We start from the raw sequence: 18,058 nt of genomic DNA, 5'->3' as shown, positions 1-18,058 counted from the left end.
CTCACTTGTACATGGTCTGGTTCATGGTTCCGGGGGCGTACGCGTCCGGGTCGACCCAGACGTTGATCAGGGACGGCTTGCCCGACTCGCGGGCCCGGCGCAGGGCGGGGCCGATGTCGGCGGGGTCGCGGACCTCCTCGCCGTAACCGCCCAGCAGCTGGGCGAACTTGTCGTAGTGGACGTCCCCGAGGGTGTTGCCGACCCGTTCGCGCTCCTTGCCGTACTTCGCGGCCTGGCCGTAACGGATCTGGTTCATCGAGGAGTTGTTGCCGACGATCCCGACGAAGGGGAGGTCGTAGCGGACCAGGGTCTCGAAGTCCCAGCCGGTGAGCGAGAAGGCGCCGTCGCCGAAGAGGGCGACCACCTCCTTGTCGGGGCGGGCCTGTTTGGCGGCGAGCACGAAGGGGACGCCGACGCCGAGGGTGCCGAGGGGGCCCGGATCCATCCAGTGGCCAGGGGACTTGGGCTGGACCACCTGCCCCGAGAAGGTGACGATGTCGCCGCCGTCGCCGATGTAGATCGAGTCCTCGGTGAGGAAGTCGTTGATCTCGCTGACCAGGCGGTACGGGTGGATGGGGGAGGCGTCCGACCTGAGGCTGGGGAGCCGCTTCTCCAGCGCGGTCTGCTCGGCGGCGCGCAGCTCGTCGAGCCACTCCTTGCGCCTGGACGCACCCCCGTTGACGCGTCCGGAGGCCGCCTCGGTCACCGACTTCAGCACCAGGCCCGCGTCGCCGACGATCCCGAGGTCGATGTCCCGGTTCTTGCCGACCGTGCGGTAGTCGAGGTCGATCTGGACGACCGTCGCGGTGGGGGAGAGGCGCTTGCCGTAGCCCATGCGGAAGTCGAAGGGCGTGCCGACGATCACGATGACATCGGCGTTGGAGAAGGCGTACCGGCGGGAGAGTTGGAAGTGGTGCGGGTCGCCGGGGGGCAGGGTGCCGCGTCCGGCGCCGTTCATGTAGGCGGGGATGTTGAGGGTGCGGACGAGGTCGATGGCGGCGGCGGTGCCCCGGGTCGTCCAGACCTGGCTGCCCAGCAGGATGGCGGGTTTCTCGGCGTGGACGAGGAGGTCGGCGAGTTTCTCGACAGCCTCGGGGTCACCGGCGGAGCGGGTGGAGGCGCGGTAGGCGCCCGGCTTCGGGATGCGCGCCTTCTCCGCCGGGACCTTGGCGTCCAGGACGTCGCGCGGGATCTCCAGGAAGGAGGGGCCGGGCGCGCCGTGGTAACACTCGCGGAACGCCATGGAGACCATGTCGGCGGCGCGCGCGGTGTCCGGGACGGTCGCCGCGAACTTGGTGATCGGCGTCATCATGTCGACGTGCGGCAGGTCCTGCAGCGACCCCATCTTGTGCTGGGAGTGCGCCCCCTGGCCGCCGATCAGCAGCATCGGGGACTCCGCGCGGAAGGCGTTGGCGACCCCGGTGACGGCGTCGGTCGTACCGGGGCCGGCGGTGACGACCGCGCACCCGGGCTTGCCGGTGATGCGCGCGTAGCCGTCGGCGGCGTGGGCGGCCACCTGCTCATGGCGGACGTCGACGACTTCTATGCCCTCGTCGACGCAGCCGTCGTAGATGTCGATGACGTGGCCGCCGCACAGCGTGTAGATGCGGTCGACCCCCTCGGCCTTCAGTGCCTTCGCAACGAGATGACCACCGGAAATCACGTCCTGGGTGTCGTCGGGCATGGCGAAGTCCTTGTCCCTTCGTAGGGGGTGGAATGCCGTCTGGGATGGCGTCCGGGATGCCGTTCGTATATTGCATACAGTCGACGAATACTGTATGAACCTTGTTATCCCGCATCCGGTGGGTGGTGTCCAGGGGGCGTGCGGCACTTTCAAGACAGGAGCCGAAATGGACCTGTACGAACACCAGGCAAGGGAACTCTTCGAGGAACACGGCATCTTGGTGCCGAGGGCCGAGGTCACCGACTCGCCCAAGGAGGCCCGGGAGATCGCCCGCAGGCTCGGCGGGCGAGTGGTGGTGAAGGCCCAGGTGAAAACGGGCGGTCGGGGCAAGGCGGGCGGGGTGAAGCTCGCCGCGGACCCGGCCGCAGCCGAGTTGACCGCGCGTCAGATCCTCGGCATGGCCATCAAGGGGCACACGGTCGGCAAGGTGATGCTGGCCCAACCCGTCGACATCGAGAGCGAGTTCTACGTCTCCTACGTCCTCGACCGGGCGGCCGGCGGCTTCCTGGCGATCGCGTCGGCCGAGGGCGGCATGGAGATCGAGGAGGTGGCCGCGACCCGGCCCAAGGCGGTGGCCCGTGTCCCCGTCGACCCCGCCAGGGGTGTCACATCGGCGAAGGCGGGCGAGATCGCCGAGGCGGCCGGGCTGCCACCGCAGACCGTCGACGTCCTCGTACGGCTGTGGGACGTGCTCGTCCGTGAGGACGCCTTGCTCGTCGAGGTGAACCCGCTCGTACGCACCCGGCAGGGCCGGATCCTGGCCCTCGACGGCAAGGTCACCCTCGATGACAACGCCCGCTTCCGGCAGTCCCGTTGGGGTGCCGAGGAGGGCGAGCACCACGACCCGCTGGAGGCGACGGCCGCCGCGAAGGGCCTCAACTACGTCAAGCTGGACGGCGAGGTCGGCATCATCGGCAACGGCGCGGGCCTGGTGATGTCCACCCTCGACGTGGTGGCCGGCTGCGGCGCGCGACCAGCCGACTTTCTTGACATCGGCGGCGGGGCGTCCGCCCAGATCATGGCCGACGGGCTCTCGGTGATCCTCTCCGACCCGGCCGTGAAGTCCGTGTTCGTCAACGTCTTCGGCGGAATCACGGCCTGCGACGCGGTCGCCGACGGGATCGTGCGGGCACTGGAGACGGTCCGGCTGACCAAGCCGCTGGTGGTCCGCCTCGACGGCAACAACGCGGCGCGCGGCCGGGCGATCCTCGACGCACGCGCGCACCCCCTGGTCGAACAGGCCACCACCATGGACGGCGCTGCCCGCCGCGCCGCCGAACTCGCCCACAGCGCCTGAGGAGCCGGGACATGGCGATCTATCTCACCAAGGAGAGCAAGGTTCTCGTCCAGGGCATGACCGGCGGCGAGGGCATGAAGCACACCCGGCGGATGCTGGCCGCCGGGACGGACGTCGTCTGTGGGGTCAACCCGCGCAAGGCCGGCCGGACCGTGGACTTCGACGACCGTGCCGTCCCGGTCTACGGCACCGTCGCCGAGGGCATGGCGGCGACCGGCGCCGACGTCACCGTCGTCTTCGTGCCGCCCGCGTTCGCCAAGGCGGCGGTGCTGGAGGCCGCCGACGCCGGAATCGGCCTCGCGGTGGTGATCACCGAGGGCATCCCGGTCCACGACTCGGTGGCCTTCACCTCGTACGCCCGTGCCAAGGGCACCCGGGTCATCGGCCCCAACTGCCCCGGACTGATCACACCGGGCCAGTCCGACGCGGGCATCATCCCGGCCGACATCACCAAGCCCGGGCGGCTCGGTCTCGTCTCCAAGTCGGGCACGCTGACCTACCAACTCATGTACGAACTGCGGGATATCGGCTTCTCCAGCTGCGTCGGGATCGGCGGTGACCCGGTCGTCGGTACGAGCCATATCGACTGCCTGGCAGCCTTCCAGGAGGATCCTGACACCGAACTCGTCGTCCTCATCGGGGAGATCGGCGGTGACGCGGAGGAACGGGCCGCCGCCTACGTCCGGGACCACGTGACCAAGCCGGTCGTCGGCTACATCGCCGGGTTCACCGCGCCCGAGGGCCGCACCATGGGGCACGCGGGCGCCATCGTGTCCGGTTCGGCCGGGACCGCCCGGGCCAAGCGGGAGGCGCTGGAGGCGGCCGGGGTGCGGGTGGGGAGCACACCGACCGAGACGGCCCGGCTGGTCCTGGAGCTGCTCGACGCCCGGCAGCCGGAAGGGAGCTGAGCCATGGCCCTCGCCTCTCCGGTCCCGCTGGTCCGCAAGCCCGGCACCGGCTGGAGCGACGCCTGGGCGCGCTGTCTCGCCGTCGCCCCCGAGGCCTTCCGTGACGACCGTGTCCTCAACCTCTGGGCCGCGGCCTGGCAGCCCGACGGCCGCCCGCTGCCCGCGACCAGCCCCGTCGACGGCAGCCCCGTCGCCGGCGCCCCACGCCTCGACGGCGACACCGCCCGCCGGGCCGTCCGCGCCTGTCTCGACCAGCACCGCGCCTGGCGGCACATCCCTCTGGAGGAGCGCAGGGCCAGGGTGGCCGCCACCCTGGACGCTCTGGCCGAACACCGCGAACTCCTCGCCCTGCTCCTCGTCTGGGAGATCGGCAAGCCCTGGCGGCTCGCCCGGGCGGACGTGGACCGGGCGATCGACGGGGTGCGCTGGTACGCCGACGGCATCGAGCCGATGCTCGCAGGGCGGGCGCCGCTGGACGGGCCGGTGTCCAACATCGCCAGCTGGAACTACCCGATGAGCGTGCTCGTTCACGCGGTACTGGTCCAGGCTCTGGCCGGCAACGCGGTGGTGGCGAAGACCCCGACCGACGGCGGGGTCGCCTGTCTCACTCTGGCCTGCGCGCTGGCCGCCCGCGAGGGCCTGCCGGTCACGCTCCTCAGCGGCAGCGGGGGCGAGCTGTCCGAGGCGCTGGTGCGGGCGCCGGAGATCGGCTGCGTCTCCTTCGTCGGCGGCCGGGACACGGGGGCCGCGGTGGCCACCGCCGTCGCCGACCTCGGCAAGCGACATGTACTCGAACAGGAGGGACTCAACACCTGGGGCATCTGGAACTTCACCGACTGGGCCGGGTTCACCGCCGTCGTCCCGGGGCTCTTCGACTACGGCAAACAGCGCTGCACCGCCTACCCGCGCTTCGTCGTCCAGCGCGAGCTGTTCGACGAGTTCCTCACGGCGTACCTCCCGGCGGTGCGCGGGCTGCGGATCGGCCACCCCCTCGCGGTCTCCGACCCCGGGGACCCGCTGCCCGAGCTGGACTTCGGGCCGGTGATCAACGCGGCCAAGGCCAAGGAACTCACCGACCAGGTGGCCGAGGCCGTCGACCGCGGCGCCGTCCCGCTGCACCGCGGCCGCGCGGCCGACGCGCGCTTCCTGCCCGGCCAGGACACCTCGTCGTACGTCCACCCGGTCACGCTCCTCGACCCGCCCCGGTCCTCCCCGCTGCACCACGCGGAACCCTTCGGCCCGGTCGACACGATCGTCCTGGTCGACACGGAGGCCGAACTGCTGGCCGCCATGAACGCCTCCAACGGCGCGCTGGTCGCCACGCTCTCCACCGACGACGAGGCCACCTTCGCGCGGCTGGCCCCGCAGATCCGCGCCTTCAAGGTCGGGCACGGAAAGCCGCGTTCACGCGGGGACCGCGACGAGTTGTTCGGCGGCTTCGGCGCGTCCTGGCGGGGGGCCTTCGTCGGCGGGGAGCTGCTGGTGCGCGCGGTGACGCAGGGGCCGGTGGGGGAGCGGCTGCCGGGGAACTTCCCGGAGTATCAGCTCATCCCATGACGGCACGTACGGGTGCGATGACCTCCTCGGCGAGTCTGCGGGCCACGCCCTGCGGATAGGGGCGCGGCAGGCTCAGCACGATGTGGTTCATCCCGGCGCGGACGAGGGCGATGACCGTGGCCCGGGTCGCCGCCGGGTCGTCGTACGACACCAGGACCTGGACCGAGCGGAGGATCTCCGCCGGATCCCGGCCCAGTTCGGCGCAGTGCGCGTCCAGCACCCCGGCCCGCTCGGCGACGAACTCCACGGTGTTGTGCGGCGGCCCGGGCACGTTCCAGACGTCCGCGTGTTCGGCGACCAGCCGCAGCAGCCGGGTGCCCCAGCCGCCGATCAGCAGCGGGGGCCCGGGGCGCTGCACCGGCTTGGGCTCGTTCCGGGTCCCGTTGAGCCGGTAGTGCGCGCCCTCGAAGTCGAAGACGTCCCGGGTCCACATCAGCCGCAGGATCCGCACCGTTTCGTCCAGCCTGGCGATGCCCTCGGCGGGCGGCACGAGCGTGAGGCCGTACGCCTCGTACTCGGCGACCGCCGGATTCTCCCCGGCGATCCCGCCCGCCCCGGGCGGCTGGTGCGTCCCGCCGACGCCCAGCCCGAGGACCAGCCGGCCGCCCGAGATCACGTCCACGGTGGAGGCCATCTTGCCGAGGAGGGCGGGCGGCCGGATCCGGTTGCTGGTGACCAGCAGCCCCAGCCGCAGCCGCTCGGTCTGCGCGGCCAGGGCGGAGAGCAGCGTCCAGCCCTCGTGGACGGCGCCGTCCCTGGGCCCGGCCACCGGCAGCAGATGGTCCCAGAGCCAGGCGTCCGCTATCTCCGGCACCGCGTCCGCCTCCTGCCAGACACGGCGGATGTCGTCGTAGGGAACGTGCATGGGCGTGGTCTTGATGCCGAAGCGCACAGGCGTCCCGGTCGTCACGATCGTCATGACCGTCAGCCTATTAAATCATCAGCGCTACTGACGATCAGTTTTCGATATCGTCTACGGCATGGCCAGCGACCCCCTCGAATCCCGGCTCGGATACCTCCTCAAGCACGTCCAGGCGGAGCTGGCGCGGACCTCGGCCGAGACGCTCGCGCCGTACGGCATGGACGGGCACGAGCTGGCGGTCCTGGTGGTGCTCGCCGGAGCCGAACCGCTGTCCCAGATCGAGGTTGCGGGGCGGCTCGGGGTGGACCGCACGACGATGGTCGCCCTGCTCGACGGCCTGGAGCGGCGGGGGCTGGTCGAGCGCCGGCGCAGCCCGCAGGACCGGCGGCGCAACATCGTCGAACTGACGGACACCGGGCGTGAGCGGATGGGGCGTGCCGAGGACGCGCGGCGGGCCGCCGAACGCCGCTTCCTCGCGCCTCTGGACGACGAGACGGCCGCGACGCTCGTCCGCGCACTACAGGCGCTGCTGGCTGCCCGGTGACGACCCGGCCACGGGTGGTGACGAGCGCCCGACCTGCGTAGACGCCGACGGAAACGCAGGTGAAAGGCACTCCGAAAGCTTGGTATTGTTGTCCATGTCGCCGCGGGGAACACCCCCGGTCAGGCGGCAGACACCTAGTCCGGGTGGCGGAATGGCAGACGCGCTAGCTTGAGGTGCTAGTGCCCTTTAACGGGCGTGGGGGTTCAAGTCCCCCCTCGGACACGACCACTGACGATACGGTGATGAGGGCCTCGACCTTACGGTCGCGGTCCTCTTTGCGTGTTCGTAGCTGATGGTGATGCCCAGGGCCTCGTAGAGCGGGCCTTCCTTGTCGGTGTCGGCCGTGTGGATGCGCTGTGCAATGCCTCCAAGACTGTCAGTGATTTCTCGGATCTGCTGGGCGTCGAGTGGGGATTGCTTCTTCCGGGTGAGGGTGGGGAGCGCGTCGAGTTTCTTCTGCGCTGCCTCTTTGTCTTGCTGTGCTGCGTTGATCCACTGGGTGACGACGGCTGGGTCCGCTCCGGCTTCGAGTGCTGCCTGGTAGCGGGAGAGTCGTCGCTCGCAGTCCTTGATTGCCTGGCGTGCTTGGGCCTGCTCGGGTGTGTGGGTCTCTGCGGTGCTCGCTGCGGCGCTGGCGTGGGTGAGGGCGGTGAGGGTGGCGGTGAGCCGGTCGGGGGCGAAGGCCCGGGCGATCCACTGGTCCAGGGCCCGGCATACAACGTTTTCGCGTAGGTTGACGGTGCGCGGGTGGGAGACCCGTTGCCCGGCACGCAGGCGGGCGCGGTCGATGAGTCCGGCCTGGGCCATGACCGCCGGGGTGGCGAGGGCCGCGGCCTGTTCGAAGGACAGACCGGCGGGCTTGAGGGCCAGGTGGGAGGCGGGGACGATCACCGCCTGGGCGAAGGCCCCGCTGGACCCCAGCGGGGCGATTCCGTACACGTGGTCACCGGGCTTGACGGCGGTGACGCCGGGGCCGGTCGCGGTGACGGTGCCGGCGAAGTCCGAGCCCATCGCACGGGGGAAGGACCGGCCGGTCATCATCTTCAGCGCGCCTTGGCGGATCTTCCAGTCGATCGGGTTGATGGCGGCTGCGGCGACCGTGACCGCGACCTCGCCTTCCTTCGGGGAGGACAGGACGAAGTCCTCCAGTCGCATCGTGTGGGGGCCGCCGTAGCAGTGGTACTGGATCCTGCGCGTAAGACGTGTTCCTTCACAAGAAGACCCGTCCTGAGGGACGGGGTGGCGCGGTGCAGGGGCACTGGGGGTGGTGGGTGCCTGTCGGACCGGCGGTGCCCCGGGGCCCGGGCCGTGGGTGGTGACGTCGGCGGTGGTGTCACCCGCCTGCGGGGTTACTGGCCGGTGCCGCCTTGCAGGGCGGCGAACGGCGTCTGGTCGTACACGACCCGCAGCGAGCTGATCTTGCCGTCGGTGACAGTGAGGTGGGGGGTGTGTCAATTTAACGGCCCTGTCTCACATTCGGTGGTGACGGAGAGTTGTCAGGGTCGTTGACCTTCATGTGATGAGTGTCAACGAGCTTGTGCAGACGGTGTTTTCGGGTCTGTCCCCGCTGGTCGTCGAGGACGTTGCCGACGAGGGTGAGCGGATCGTGGTGCGGGCACGGACTCCGCTGGACACCGCGGTCTGCCCGGTGTGCAGGGCCTCCTCGGGACGGGTACACGGCTATCACTGGCGGACGGTGGCCGACGTTCCGGTCGACGGACGACGTGTGGTGGTCCGTGTGCGGGTGCGGCGTCTGGTGTGCCCCACGCGGGGCTGCCGCCACACCTTCCGCGAACAGGTGCCCGGGTGCTGGAGCGATACCAGCGACGCACCGCTCGTCTGACCAGGCAGGTCAAGGCCGTGGTCAAAGAGTTAGCGGGCCGGGCGGGATCACGTTTGCTGGCGATACTCGCGGTGGTCCTGTCCCGTCACACGGCCCTGCGCACCCTGCTGCGCATCCCGTTGCCCACCGGGCGGGTGCCCCGCGTGATCGGCGTCGACGACTTCGCCCTGCGCCGGCGCCACCGCTACGCCACCGTGGTGATCGACGCCGAAACCCATGAGCGGATCGACGTACTGCCCGACCGCACCGCCGACACGCTGGAAGCCTGGCTGCGCGAGCATCCGGGCATCGAGGTCGTGTGCCGCGACGGCTCAACCACATACGCCGAGGCCATCCGCCGCGCTCTGCCTGACGCGGTTCAAGTCGGTGATCGCTGGCACTCATGGAAGAACCTGTGCGAAGCCGCCCTGAGTGAGGTGAAGGCACACAGCACCTGCTGGGCCACCGTGCTGGACGCGCCGATCTACGACGGGCCCCGCGCTCAGACCACCCTCGAACGCTGGCATCAGGTTCATGGCCTGCTCGAGAAGGGCGTGGGCCTGCTCGAATGCGCCCGCCGCCTGCAACTGGCCCTGAACACCGTCAAACGCTACGCCCGCGCCGACCGGCCCGAGCGCATGCTCCGCGTCCCCAAGTACCGTGCCGGCCTGGTCGATCCCTACCGCGAGCACCTGCGCAAACGCCGAAGTGAAGACCCCGGCGTCCCCGTCCAGCACCTCTTCGAAGAGATCAAGACCCTCGGCTTCACGGGCTGCCTGAACCTTCTGCACAAGTACATCAACCAAGGCCGCGCGGACGCCGACCGCAGCCATATCTCGCCACGCCGGCTCGCCCGGATGCTGCTGACCAGACCCGACAACCTCAAGCCCGAGCAGCACGAACTCCTGGCCAAGCTCACCGCCGCCTGCCCCGAGATGACCCAACTGGCCTCAGACATCAGAGACTTCGCCCCGCTCCTTACCCCACACACCGACAACGCCGATGCGCTCACGCACTGGATCGCCCAAGTCCGAACAGCCGACCTGCCCCACCTACACGCCTTCACCCGGGGCCTGGACCGGGATATCGACGCAGTGATCGCCGGGCTCACGCTTCCGTACAGCAACGGCCCTACCGAGGGCGTCAACACCAAGACCAAACGGATCGCGCGCCAGATGCACGGACGAGCAGGCTTCACCCTGCTCCGGCACCGCATCCTCCTCGGATAACAGCACGCTCCGTCACCACCGGATGCGAGACAGGGCCGTTAGATTTACACTCCCCCGACCCGGACCGGATCGGCCGACAGCAGCGACTCGATCCGGTCCCGCATCGCATCAGTGATCAATAACCGGACGGGCATATCCGATCAACTGACCAACCCATCAAAGAGATACGCTCTAGTTGCACCCCGGCCGGCGCCCCTGCGCGACCTGTACGCGCCCGCACTGGACGAGGGGGACGACACTGACTCAAAGGCGTTGAGAAAGCGGTCCCCGAGTCGATGTCGTCCGAGATCATGAAGCATGCTCCCGGATGACTGGCACCTCACCCAAGACGTCGACGACTTCCTCGCCCGAGCTGGGGACTTCCTGCGCTCGCGCGCCGCCCTGCACAACACGCCGTTGACGGACATCGAGAAACTGCGGATACGTAAGGCGGCCGATCACGACGCCGAAGCCGCCGTTTTCGGCCGACTGGAGTCACATGGCGAGGTCCGCGCGATCTTCTATCTCACTCCCCGCGGACGCCTGGGCCTCACACCCCTCTCTGTAGAGCAGACCGACACCCTCGCTGCACACCTGGCCAGCCTTCGCCACTCACCCGCCCACGTCATCGCGGACCACGCCACCGCTGGCGCTTTCGCCGAGTCGTGGCAGCAGCACACGGACGCGTCGTCGGAACCTTTCTGGCGGACACACCTGTACCGTCTCGGCACACTCACCCCACCGCAACCACGCCCGGAAGGCCGGGGCCGCCTCACGGGCGGTAAGGACCGTGAGCAAATCGTGCGCTGGTGCCGCGAGTTCTGCGTCGACGTCGGGGAGCAATCCTCCATCGACTTGATCGACGCCGGCTCCTGGAAGGACTCGCGCTTCGGCGACAGGCACTTCACGTTCTGGGAGACCCCAGACGGCACCCCGGTCTCGATGGCGGCCTCGACCCCGGTCGTCGGCGGCATGGTCCGGGTGGACCCCGTCTACACCCCGGCACACCTCCGCGGCCGCGGCTACGCGGGAGCTGTGACGGTCGAGGCGAGCAGGGCCGCGCTGACCGCAGGGGCCACGGACGTTGTCCTGTTCACAAACCCGGATAACCCCACCAGCAATGCCCTCTACCAGCGCATTGGGTACGTCCATGTCGCCGACTTCGCCGGGTACAAGTTCTCCCACGGCGCACCAGAGGCCGGGTGAGGGGCGCCTTTGGACAACGACCTAGGGAAGGCTCGCCGGAAGCCCGCGCACTGGCGACACGGTGGGCTGGGCGCACCATCTGCCGCAAACCGCTGCTCGAATAGCGCATGGATCGAATACTGCCTCTTCACCAGTACAACGTGCTTGATCCGGTCTCTGATGGTTCGTTCAGCTCTTGGCGGCGGTGTTGTAAGCGGGACCCGGTCGCGGCCTGGTTGACAACGAAGGCGGGGCCGGGGGCGGCGGCTTGGCCGGGCAGAGCCGCTGTCAGTTCTCGTCGCGGTTCGTCCGAGAGGATCCCTACGCCGAGGGTGCAGGCGCGCACCATCGCGCTACAGTCCTGCACTTGCCGATCCGTGGCGATCTCGGTGAACAGAGGATGAGCCAAGTTCTCGCGGGCCGCGTAGCAGTCTTCGGCGTCCGGCGGACTCGCCCTCTCGTCTCTGGATGACACACGCACGGGCTTAGTCGGCGAAGTTTCGCGTCCAGTTTGTGGAACCCTGCCACCAGGGTCGTCGCGGTCCGCGGATCGGGTGGTTCCCAGCCGTGGGTCACCGGAGCTGATCGTGGATGACGAGCACACCCAGGGTCCGCAGGGCTCTGAGGACGGCGCCTTGCGGACCGGCGGCACATGCCTGCACGAGACCGGATTCGCAGCAGGCATCCGAGGCATTTCGGCGGTGATCCGCCGCCCGGAGACCTTGGCCACGCCGTAAGAGTGGTCTCCCGCGCCGCCGTGACGGCGGCGCGGGAGCCTCTTGGCGCGGGTGCCCGGAAGGTCTCGCCGACCGGCCAGCCGCGCCGCCGAGCTTCGGATTCCGGCTCACTCCGGTCGAACGCCCTACTCGTCGAGGAACTGATATTCCTGGCTCGCGGCCCGGATTTCCACCGTGCCGTCGCGGACCTGCCACTCGCTCATGCCATCGACTTCGTGGCTGACGAAGAACAGGCCGGTGATCAGGTCATTGTCCTCATCGGAGGCCGGAATCCGCGCCACGCTTCGCAGTCGGTCCAGAAACCAGTCGACCGACTGAGCACGCATCTCGGCACCGAAGAAAACCCAGTTGACGAAGTTGTACTGCCTCGGGGGAAAGGCCCAGCCGCCGCTGTACGTCCGATCAGAATCGTCCGCTTCAACGATCTCCCTGACCTGGGCGAGCTGCCGATCATCGCACTCCAGCCAACCCCTGACCCGGACGAACACACCCACGACTACCGCTCCCCTGCACTCCAGGCGTCATGGACGCGGCTCATGATCGCCCCGAACGGATTCCACGATCTTTGAGCACCCCTCCCCGAAATGATCATTTCCTCCTGCCCCACCTGGATGGAGTCGACGGAGTTCAGCAGATACTCGACCCTGCCTGGAGGGTGCGCACACAATTCCCCGGCGACCCTGTCCAGGCCATAGAAAACGGTCCACTGCACATCCGACCCCGGCGATTGTTGTGATTCGACATCGCGAAACCAGCGTTTGATCACCTTCTGATCGCACAGAAGCAGCTCATATCGATGCCCGCCGGGGTACGGAGTCCGCTGCAGCAGTCGTTGCGTAGCGGAGATGGGCAGTTCAGCGCCGCCTACTACTAGCCTGACAGAATCTTCGTTCACCGCAGCCTCACGAAATTGGTTCCAGGGATCGACGACTTGAACATAGAGACACTGTCCGGGGCATACAGTGAGAGTTCGATATTGGTTTCTTCCTGGAAATCCGCGCGAATCTTGCCCAGCGTGTCTCGAACCGAGCGCCCATTACGACCTTGAAGCACTGCAGGGGCGATCGAAACGAGCATATCGAGATCGGAATCCGCCGTAGGGCCACGACCTCGATACGTGCTACCCGGGCGGGATCCGAATACCTCAACGCCATCCACCACGGGCCTGTCTTCCACCCGTAGCCCATCCAGCCGAGCCATCACCCGGGAAAAGGCTGCTTTCGGAACCCCGACGAGACCTTCCGCTTCCTCGCCGACAGCGCCGACTGCGGCTTCCTCGCTTAAAGCGCACCGGCGACAGAATCTCAGTAAATGCCGAGACTGGGAAATAGGTCCCTATCCTCCCAGTCATCAGCGAAAGCCTCCAACATTCTCTGATAGTGCCTTGCTCGCTTATGATCTACGCCTGAAACGCTTTTTAGATAGCGTTGGCGAATCTCTTCCTTCAGCCAATCCCACTTGAATCGATAAGCGAAGTATTGAGCCACTTCCGCATCTGCAGAGAAGTCTGGAGAGTCAAGCAATTCAAGGATGGCTCGCCTCACTCCGTCCGACTCCTCATTGCGAGAAGCGAGCTCGGCAAGTTCAGCCAAAATCGGATCTACAATGAGAGTAGAATGCCGTTCATTCAGAATCGCGGAAACACTCCGAAATCCCTGCAGGAGCAATTCATGCATCTCGATTTCAGGCATTTAGACCCCTTTACCAATCTCGCCTCCGCCTCCCCGAGGGAGAGCCACTACCATCGCTCTTTATATGTCTTCTCGCCCACGTCAAACCCGGCTCCGCGGAATGCGTCCTCGGCAGCTGCTCGTGGTTCAGCACCAGTCGGTTGGTAGTGCCCAGATCTATTGTCGATAGATTTGATAGTCCCCTGCCACATTTTGACCTCACCAGCCGCAATTACGTCAGCACCTTGCGCTAGATCGACGTGCCCATAAATGCTGCCAAGTCTAGTCACTCGCAACTCTCCATCCGGCATAACCACATAGGCAAAACGCCCTGTAGCTTCGTGCAGTTCCGATGTACTGACTGTCGGAACCTTGTCCAAAGCTATGGGAACATCGTCCTTCTCAAGGTTCGGCCAAGTTTTGCACGACTCGGAATTGTGAACGAGTACCGGGGTCTCGCCCGCCAGCACATAGTACGTGTGCAGATGCTGGACAGTGGGGAGTGTCTGATCGTTTGTGGGTGGCCTGGTGTGGTTGTTCGTGATTAGCGGTCGGTGACGCGGTCGCCGTAGTAGCTGGCGAGGCTGTTGATGGCCTGTTTCCAGGCGGGTGTCCGTCCGGTGACGTTGGGGCGGTTCTTGATCGGGTTGCGGATGACCAGGTAGAGCACCTTCAAGGCCGCGTCGTCGTCGGGGAAGTGCCCGCGTCGTCGGGTGGCCTGGCGGAAGCGGGAGTTGAGGGATTCGATCATGTTCGTGGTGTAGACGACACGTCGGATCGGGGCCGGGAAGCGCATGAACACGATCACGTGCTCCCAGCTGCGGCGCCATGTATCGACCACGGCCGGGTAGCGCTGGCCCCACTCCTCCTCGAAGCGGGCGAACCGCTGCTCGGCCTCATCTGCGGTTTTGGCGGTGTAGACCTCGCGCAGTTGCTTCGCGATGGCGCCCCAGTGCTGCTTGGCTGCGTAGCGCAGGCTCGTGCGGACGAGGTGGACCACGCAGAGCTGGACATCGGCCTGGGGCCAGACATCGTTGACCGACTCCGGCAGGCCTTTCAGCCCGTCGCAGCAGGCGATCAGGACGTCCTGGACGCCGCGGTTGCGTAGTTCGGTCAGCCAGGTCATCCACTGCTTGGCGCCCTCACCGCCCGTGCCGACCCACATCCCGAGCACGTCGCGGTCGCCGTCGAGGTTGATGCCGACGGCGATGTAGACGGGCTTGTTCGCGACGGCGCCGTCGCGGATCTTGATGTAGATGCAGTCGATCAGCAGGACCGCGTAGATGCGGTCGAGCGGGCGGGTGCGCCAGACGGCGAGGTCGGCTGCGACCTGGGCGGTGGCACGGGAGACCAGGTCGCGGGAGACCTCCACGTCGTAGATCTCCGCGAGGTGGGCCTGGATCTCCCCGGTCGTGAGCCCCTTGGCGTAGAGGGAGACGATGGTCTCCGAGAAGCCGTCGACGCGCCGGGCGTGCTTGGGCACGATCTGCGGGGTGAAACTGCCAGTCCGGTCGCGGGGGATGTCAATGGTCACCGGTCCGACCTGCGAGAGCACGGTCTTGCGGCTGGTGCCGTTGCGGTGGTTGCCCGAGCCCGCGCCGGCCGCATCGCCCTTCTCGTAGCCCAGGTGCTCGGCCATCTCGGCCTCCAGCGCACCCTCCAGGACCAGTTTCACCAGCCCCGTCAGCAGCCCGTTCTCGCCGACCAGTTGCAGCCCGTCCCGGCGGGCCCGCTCGATCAGGCTCTCGGCCAGCCCCCGGTCCTGCTCAGTCGCTGCTTGCGCCAACTCCGCCCCCGTCCGCACCTGATGCTCGTTACCCTCGGGGCCACTCTCGTTCGTACTGCCCATCGTGATCCTTCCCGGCAGAGAACCCATCTCATGCCAACTCGGGTCACACCAGGCCAAACACAAACTTCAGGACAGTCCCCGATCCGGTGTGGGGCAGGATGTCGCCAATGGTCTGGGCGTGCCGGTCTGGGCTCCCACCACCAAGGTTGGCGTCATGCCGAGTCTCGGATCGCAGGAACCGTTCCTGGAGCCTGGGGGGACCTGGCGGATGTTCCTTCCCATGGCGGGAGGTGCGCGTTAGTCATGCTGAGAGTCGGGTTTGTCCGCGAGTTCTTCAAGGGGCCGGTCGATCTTCCCGGGATCGATGAACTCACGCGCTCGGACTCCGGGGAGTGGCAGGGGATCGCGGCCGTCGCCGTCGCGTACCTTGCCGGTTCCCCGGTGGTTGCCGAATTCACCGAGACCGACAAGTGCCTACTGGGCTGTGGCGAGAATCTCGTAGGCTGCTCGTCATTGTTCACCGATGGGGCCTGGGTCTGGCGCCGCGATCTCGCGCATTACGTGGGACACCACGGCGTGGTGCTACCGGCGGAGTTCGTCGAGCGGATGCGGGGGTTCGACTGGAAGTCGCCTGTAGAGGCCGTCGACGCGTCGCTGGCGCGCCTGGCATTGCAGACCGCCTGGCAGGTCGCCTGATGTGTTCAGCGGCATGACGGATGAGATCACGAATATCAGCCGCCGCGGGAATTTCGGCGGCACGGTACTGAGGTTGAGGAGTGGGAAGTGACAGGCTCACGCGCGGAACGCCGTTCCGCGGGTACCGAGACCATGGTGGACGTGCTTCTGCGCTGGGCGTGGATCCGGCGCCGCACGCCCGCGCGGGACATCGCGGACTTCGACGGCGGTCAGCCGCTGCGGGTCGTCGGGTTCACGCAGAGCATCGGTGGGACGGTCAAGGTCTCGGTCGGCAAGGGCAAGCAGATCGCGAGGCTGAGGCAGGGCTACCTTCGGCTCGCCGCCGGTGAGGCGCCGGTCTGGAACGACGCGCGAGGAGGCCGGAGTGCGACCCTTCAGGCGCCGTTCCGGCTGAAGCCGGCGGCCGGGAAGGTGCGCCTGGCCCGGAAGTTCGAGCGATACGAACTCGTTACGGGCGCGGGGACGTATGACCTGGTGGTGCCCAGGAAGGACGGGGAGCTGGTGCGGCATGTGTTGGGCGGCGGGGCGGGGACTCGCTAGTCCCCTTTCTTGGCACATGGCCGGTTCGCGTGAGCTACCCGGATGCGCCGCAGCCGATGAGGCTTTGCCCAATCAGGATGCGTTCGAAGCACCACAACCGTAACCTTCACCCTCACCGTCGCTGCTCGCTCGGTGTGGGAGACTCGCACAGCGGCCGGGCTGGTTCCCAACCCCCGTGGGAACCAGCCCGGTCGCTGTCACCGGTCGGCTATGCGTTGTTCTCCGGCGTCGCCAGACGGTAGGCGCGAGGGCGCTCGCTCACCTGCTCGGCGATGCCCTGCCGGGCGAGGCTGACCAGCGCGTTGGCGATGGCCCCCGAGGACTTCCCAATCACCCGGCTGATCTTGGTGGCGGTGAACGCCTCGCCGGGATGCGCCTGGAGGTGGTCGATGACCATGTCCCGCAGCCCTCCGGGCGCGAGCCGCTTCTTCTCACCGTGCAGGATGATCGCTTCCGTCGGGGCGGTCTGCCGCCCGGTGTCCGCGGGCAGGGCTGGGGCGTTCGTGTCCCCCGAGCCCTCGCTGTTGTCCCTGTCGTCCGGGCCGTCCTCGTTGCCGTTGTCGGTGTTGCCGTGTTTGGCGTCCTGCGGCGCCTCGGTTGCCGGGACTGCGGCATCCGCGTTGCCGTCGTCCGGCGAGGTGAGGGTGTCCGGTGTGGTCTGAGCGACAGCTGCACCCTCATGGTCTGTGCTGTCGCCGTCCGGCTCGGCGCTGTGCGTGTCCGGGGCGTCCGTGATGCCGGTCTCCGGCAGGCTGCTTGCGGGTTCCGTATGGGCGGGAGCCTCGCCGCTGGTCTCGGGAGTGCGTGCGGCGCGCCAGCGGTCGGGGGTGCGGCGGCGACCGTCGTGGCCGCCCGGGGTGCGTACGGCCAGGCCGTGTTCCTCCAGGGTGACCAGGGCCTTGCCGGTGGTGGAGCGGCCCAGGCCGGCGGCGAGCGCCAGTTCGGCGGCTGTGGCCTCGTCGTCACCGGTGCGTTGGACGAGTTCGGCGTAGATCGCGGCAGGCGCGCCGGTCAGTCCAGCCAGCGGCTCGGGGGTGGGAACGGCGTGCAGCGTGCGCGTGCCGTCGGTGATGGTGTCGGACATGAGGGAACCTCGCTTTGCATGAGCATGTCGAATGGTGGAGGTCCCCGGCCGGGGGCGGCCCGCTTATGCGGGCCGCGGACGTTCGCCGGGCGCGTGCGCATCGCGATGTCTCCCGGGCGAACATGACCGTGGCACGAGGGGGTTCACGGATCCCCGTGAACCCGCTCGGTTCGTCGGCCACGACCATGGACGCTCCGCTCCGTCAGGAAGTCAAGCGGCCCGATCGCTTCCGGATCGGACCAGCTCAGAGCGGTGTCACGGTCCGTCGGGCGCATGCGGGACGAGGGCGCGTCATCGATCGGTGAGCGGGCGCCAAGAGATCCCGTACGTCGGATCCGATCGGCACCTGGAGCGGATCGGGCAGCGGGCCAGGATGGTTCAGCAGTCCGGGAGCGGCGGATCTGGGTGGTGGGCTAGGAGCTGCTCGTGCAGGTGGCGTGCGCCCCGCGGTCCGACAGCGGTCCACTCCGTAGAA

The 18,058-nt window shown here is 68.0% G+C and carries 14 protein-coding genes, 1 tRNA gene and 2 pseudogenes; 9 read left to right on the top strand and 8 right to left on the bottom strand.

The window, feature by feature from the left end; genetic code table 11:
• Position 1: 1 nt before the first annotated feature.
• Positions 2-1,684 carry a thiamine pyrophosphate-binding protein gene (locus EDD90_RS08125; RefSeq protein WP_123972426.1) on the bottom strand — a complete coding sequence of 561 codons (1,683 nt, stop codon included), beginning with the start codon at positions 1,682-1,684 and terminating at the stop codon, positions 2-4.
• Positions 1,685-1,850: 166 nt separating this feature from the next.
• On the opposite strand from EDD90_RS08125, the gene sucC reads away from it, so the two are divergent.
• Genes sucC through EDD90_RS08110 form a run of 3 tightly spaced genes read left to right on the top strand, consistent with a single transcriptional unit; the run spans position 1,851 to position 5,446 of the window.
• Positions 1,851-2,981 carry an ADP-forming succinate--CoA ligase subunit beta gene (gene sucC / locus EDD90_RS08120; RefSeq protein WP_123972425.1) on the top strand — a complete coding sequence of 377 codons (1,131 nt, stop codon included), beginning with the start codon at positions 1,851-1,853 and terminating at the stop codon, positions 2,979-2,981.
• Between the two features lie 11 nt (positions 2,982-2,992).
• Positions 2,993-3,889, top strand: a complete 897-nt coding sequence (gene sucD, locus EDD90_RS08115; protein WP_123972424.1) for a succinate--CoA ligase subunit alpha — start codon at positions 2,993-2,995, stop codon at positions 3,887-3,889.
• Between the two features lie 3 nt (positions 3,890-3,892).
• A complete protein-coding gene (locus EDD90_RS08110; RefSeq protein ID WP_123972423.1) occupies positions 3,893-5,446 on the top strand; it encodes an aldehyde dehydrogenase family protein in 1,554 nt (517 codons plus the stop codon).
• On the opposite strand, the gene EDD90_RS08105 is transcribed toward EDD90_RS08110, so the two are convergent.
• Positions 5,436-6,365 carry an LLM class flavin-dependent oxidoreductase gene (locus tag EDD90_RS08105; RefSeq protein ID WP_221305079.1) on the bottom strand — a complete coding sequence of 310 codons (930 nt, stop codon included), beginning with the start codon at positions 6,363-6,365 and terminating at the stop codon, positions 5,436-5,438. The two genes, EDD90_RS08110 and EDD90_RS08105, sit on opposite strands and share 11 nt — an antisense overlap.
• 61 nt (positions 6,366-6,426) lie before the next feature.
• Between EDD90_RS08105 and EDD90_RS08100 the strand changes: the two genes are divergently transcribed.
• Positions 6,427-6,852: a MarR family winged helix-turn-helix transcriptional regulator gene (locus EDD90_RS08100; RefSeq protein WP_123972422.1), complete on the top strand. Its 426-nt coding sequence runs from the start codon at positions 6,427-6,429 to the stop codon at positions 6,850-6,852.
• Positions 6,853-6,989: 137 nt separating this feature from the next.
• Positions 6,990-7,074: transfer RNA gene (locus EDD90_RS08095), tRNA-Leu, on the top strand.
• Here the strand turns inward: EDD90_RS08095 and EDD90_RS56310 are convergent.
• On the bottom strand, positions 7,039-8,007 hold the full coding sequence (locus EDD90_RS56310; protein ID WP_221305078.1) for an alcohol dehydrogenase catalytic domain-containing protein: 969 nt from the start codon (positions 8,005-8,007) through the stop codon (positions 7,039-7,041). The two genes, EDD90_RS08095 and EDD90_RS56310, sit on opposite strands and share 36 nt — an antisense overlap.
• A gap of 364 nt (positions 8,008-8,371) precedes the next feature.
• Between EDD90_RS56310 and EDD90_RS08085 the strand changes: the two are divergent.
• Both EDD90_RS08085 and EDD90_RS08080 read left to right on the top strand, forming a co-directional pair.
• Positions 8,372-9,903 (top strand): annotated as a pseudogene (locus EDD90_RS08085) (ISL3 family transposase).
• A gap of 297 nt (positions 9,904-10,200) precedes the next feature.
• Entirely contained in the window at positions 10,201-11,088 is an 888-nt protein-coding gene (locus tag EDD90_RS08080; protein ID WP_123972421.1) for a GNAT family N-acetyltransferase, read from the top strand.
• 127 nt (positions 11,089-11,215) lie between these two features.
• Here the strand turns inward: EDD90_RS08080 and EDD90_RS56945 are convergent.
• The 4 genes and pseudogenes from EDD90_RS56945 to EDD90_RS08060 all read right to left on the bottom strand — a co-directional run.
• Positions 11,216-11,509, bottom strand: a pseudogene (locus EDD90_RS56945) (hypothetical protein); the annotation flags it as partial.
• 420 nt (positions 11,510-11,929) lie between these two features.
• Positions 11,930-12,298, bottom strand: a complete 369-nt coding sequence (locus EDD90_RS08070) for a hypothetical protein (RefSeq protein ID WP_123972419.1) — start codon at positions 12,296-12,298, stop codon at positions 11,930-11,932.
• Positions 12,299-13,108: 810 nt separating this feature from the next.
• Entirely contained in the window at positions 13,109-13,495 is a 387-nt protein-coding gene (locus EDD90_RS08065) for a hypothetical protein (RefSeq protein ID WP_123972418.1), read from the bottom strand.
• A gap of 523 nt (positions 13,496-14,018) precedes the next feature.
• Positions 14,019-15,323, bottom strand: coding sequence for an IS256 family transposase (locus EDD90_RS08060; protein WP_260327723.1), 1,305 nt, complete (start codon positions 15,321-15,323; stop codon positions 14,019-14,021).
• A 243-nt stretch (positions 15,324-15,566) separates the two neighbouring features.
• On the opposite strand from EDD90_RS08060, the gene EDD90_RS08055 reads away from it, so the two are divergent.
• Both EDD90_RS08055 and EDD90_RS08050 read left to right on the top strand, forming a co-directional pair.
• Positions 15,567-15,959, top strand: a complete 393-nt coding sequence (locus tag EDD90_RS08055) for a hypothetical protein (protein ID WP_123972417.1) — start codon at positions 15,567-15,569, stop codon at positions 15,957-15,959.
• An 87-nt stretch (positions 15,960-16,046) separates the two neighbouring features.
• Entirely contained in the window at positions 16,047-16,499 is a 453-nt protein-coding gene (locus EDD90_RS08050; protein ID WP_123972416.1) for a hypothetical protein, read from the top strand.
• Between the two features lie 208 nt (positions 16,500-16,707).
• Here EDD90_RS08050 and EDD90_RS08045 read toward each other — a convergent pair whose 3' ends face one another.
• Positions 16,708-17,583 carry a MarR family transcriptional regulator gene (locus EDD90_RS08045; protein WP_123972415.1) on the bottom strand — a complete coding sequence of 292 codons (876 nt, stop codon included), beginning with the start codon at positions 17,581-17,583 and terminating at the stop codon, positions 16,708-16,710.
• Between the last annotated feature and the right edge of the window lie 475 nt (positions 17,584-18,058).

The sequence above is a fragment of the Streptomyces sp. Ag109_O5-1 genome (genome assembly GCF_003814875.1).
GTDB classification, from domain to species: domain Bacteria; phylum Actinomycetota; class Actinomycetes; order Streptomycetales; family Streptomycetaceae; genus Streptomyces; species Streptomyces sasae.
Note: the sequence above shows the minus strand (reverse complement) of the source record. Positions and strands in the feature narration are given on the sequence as shown.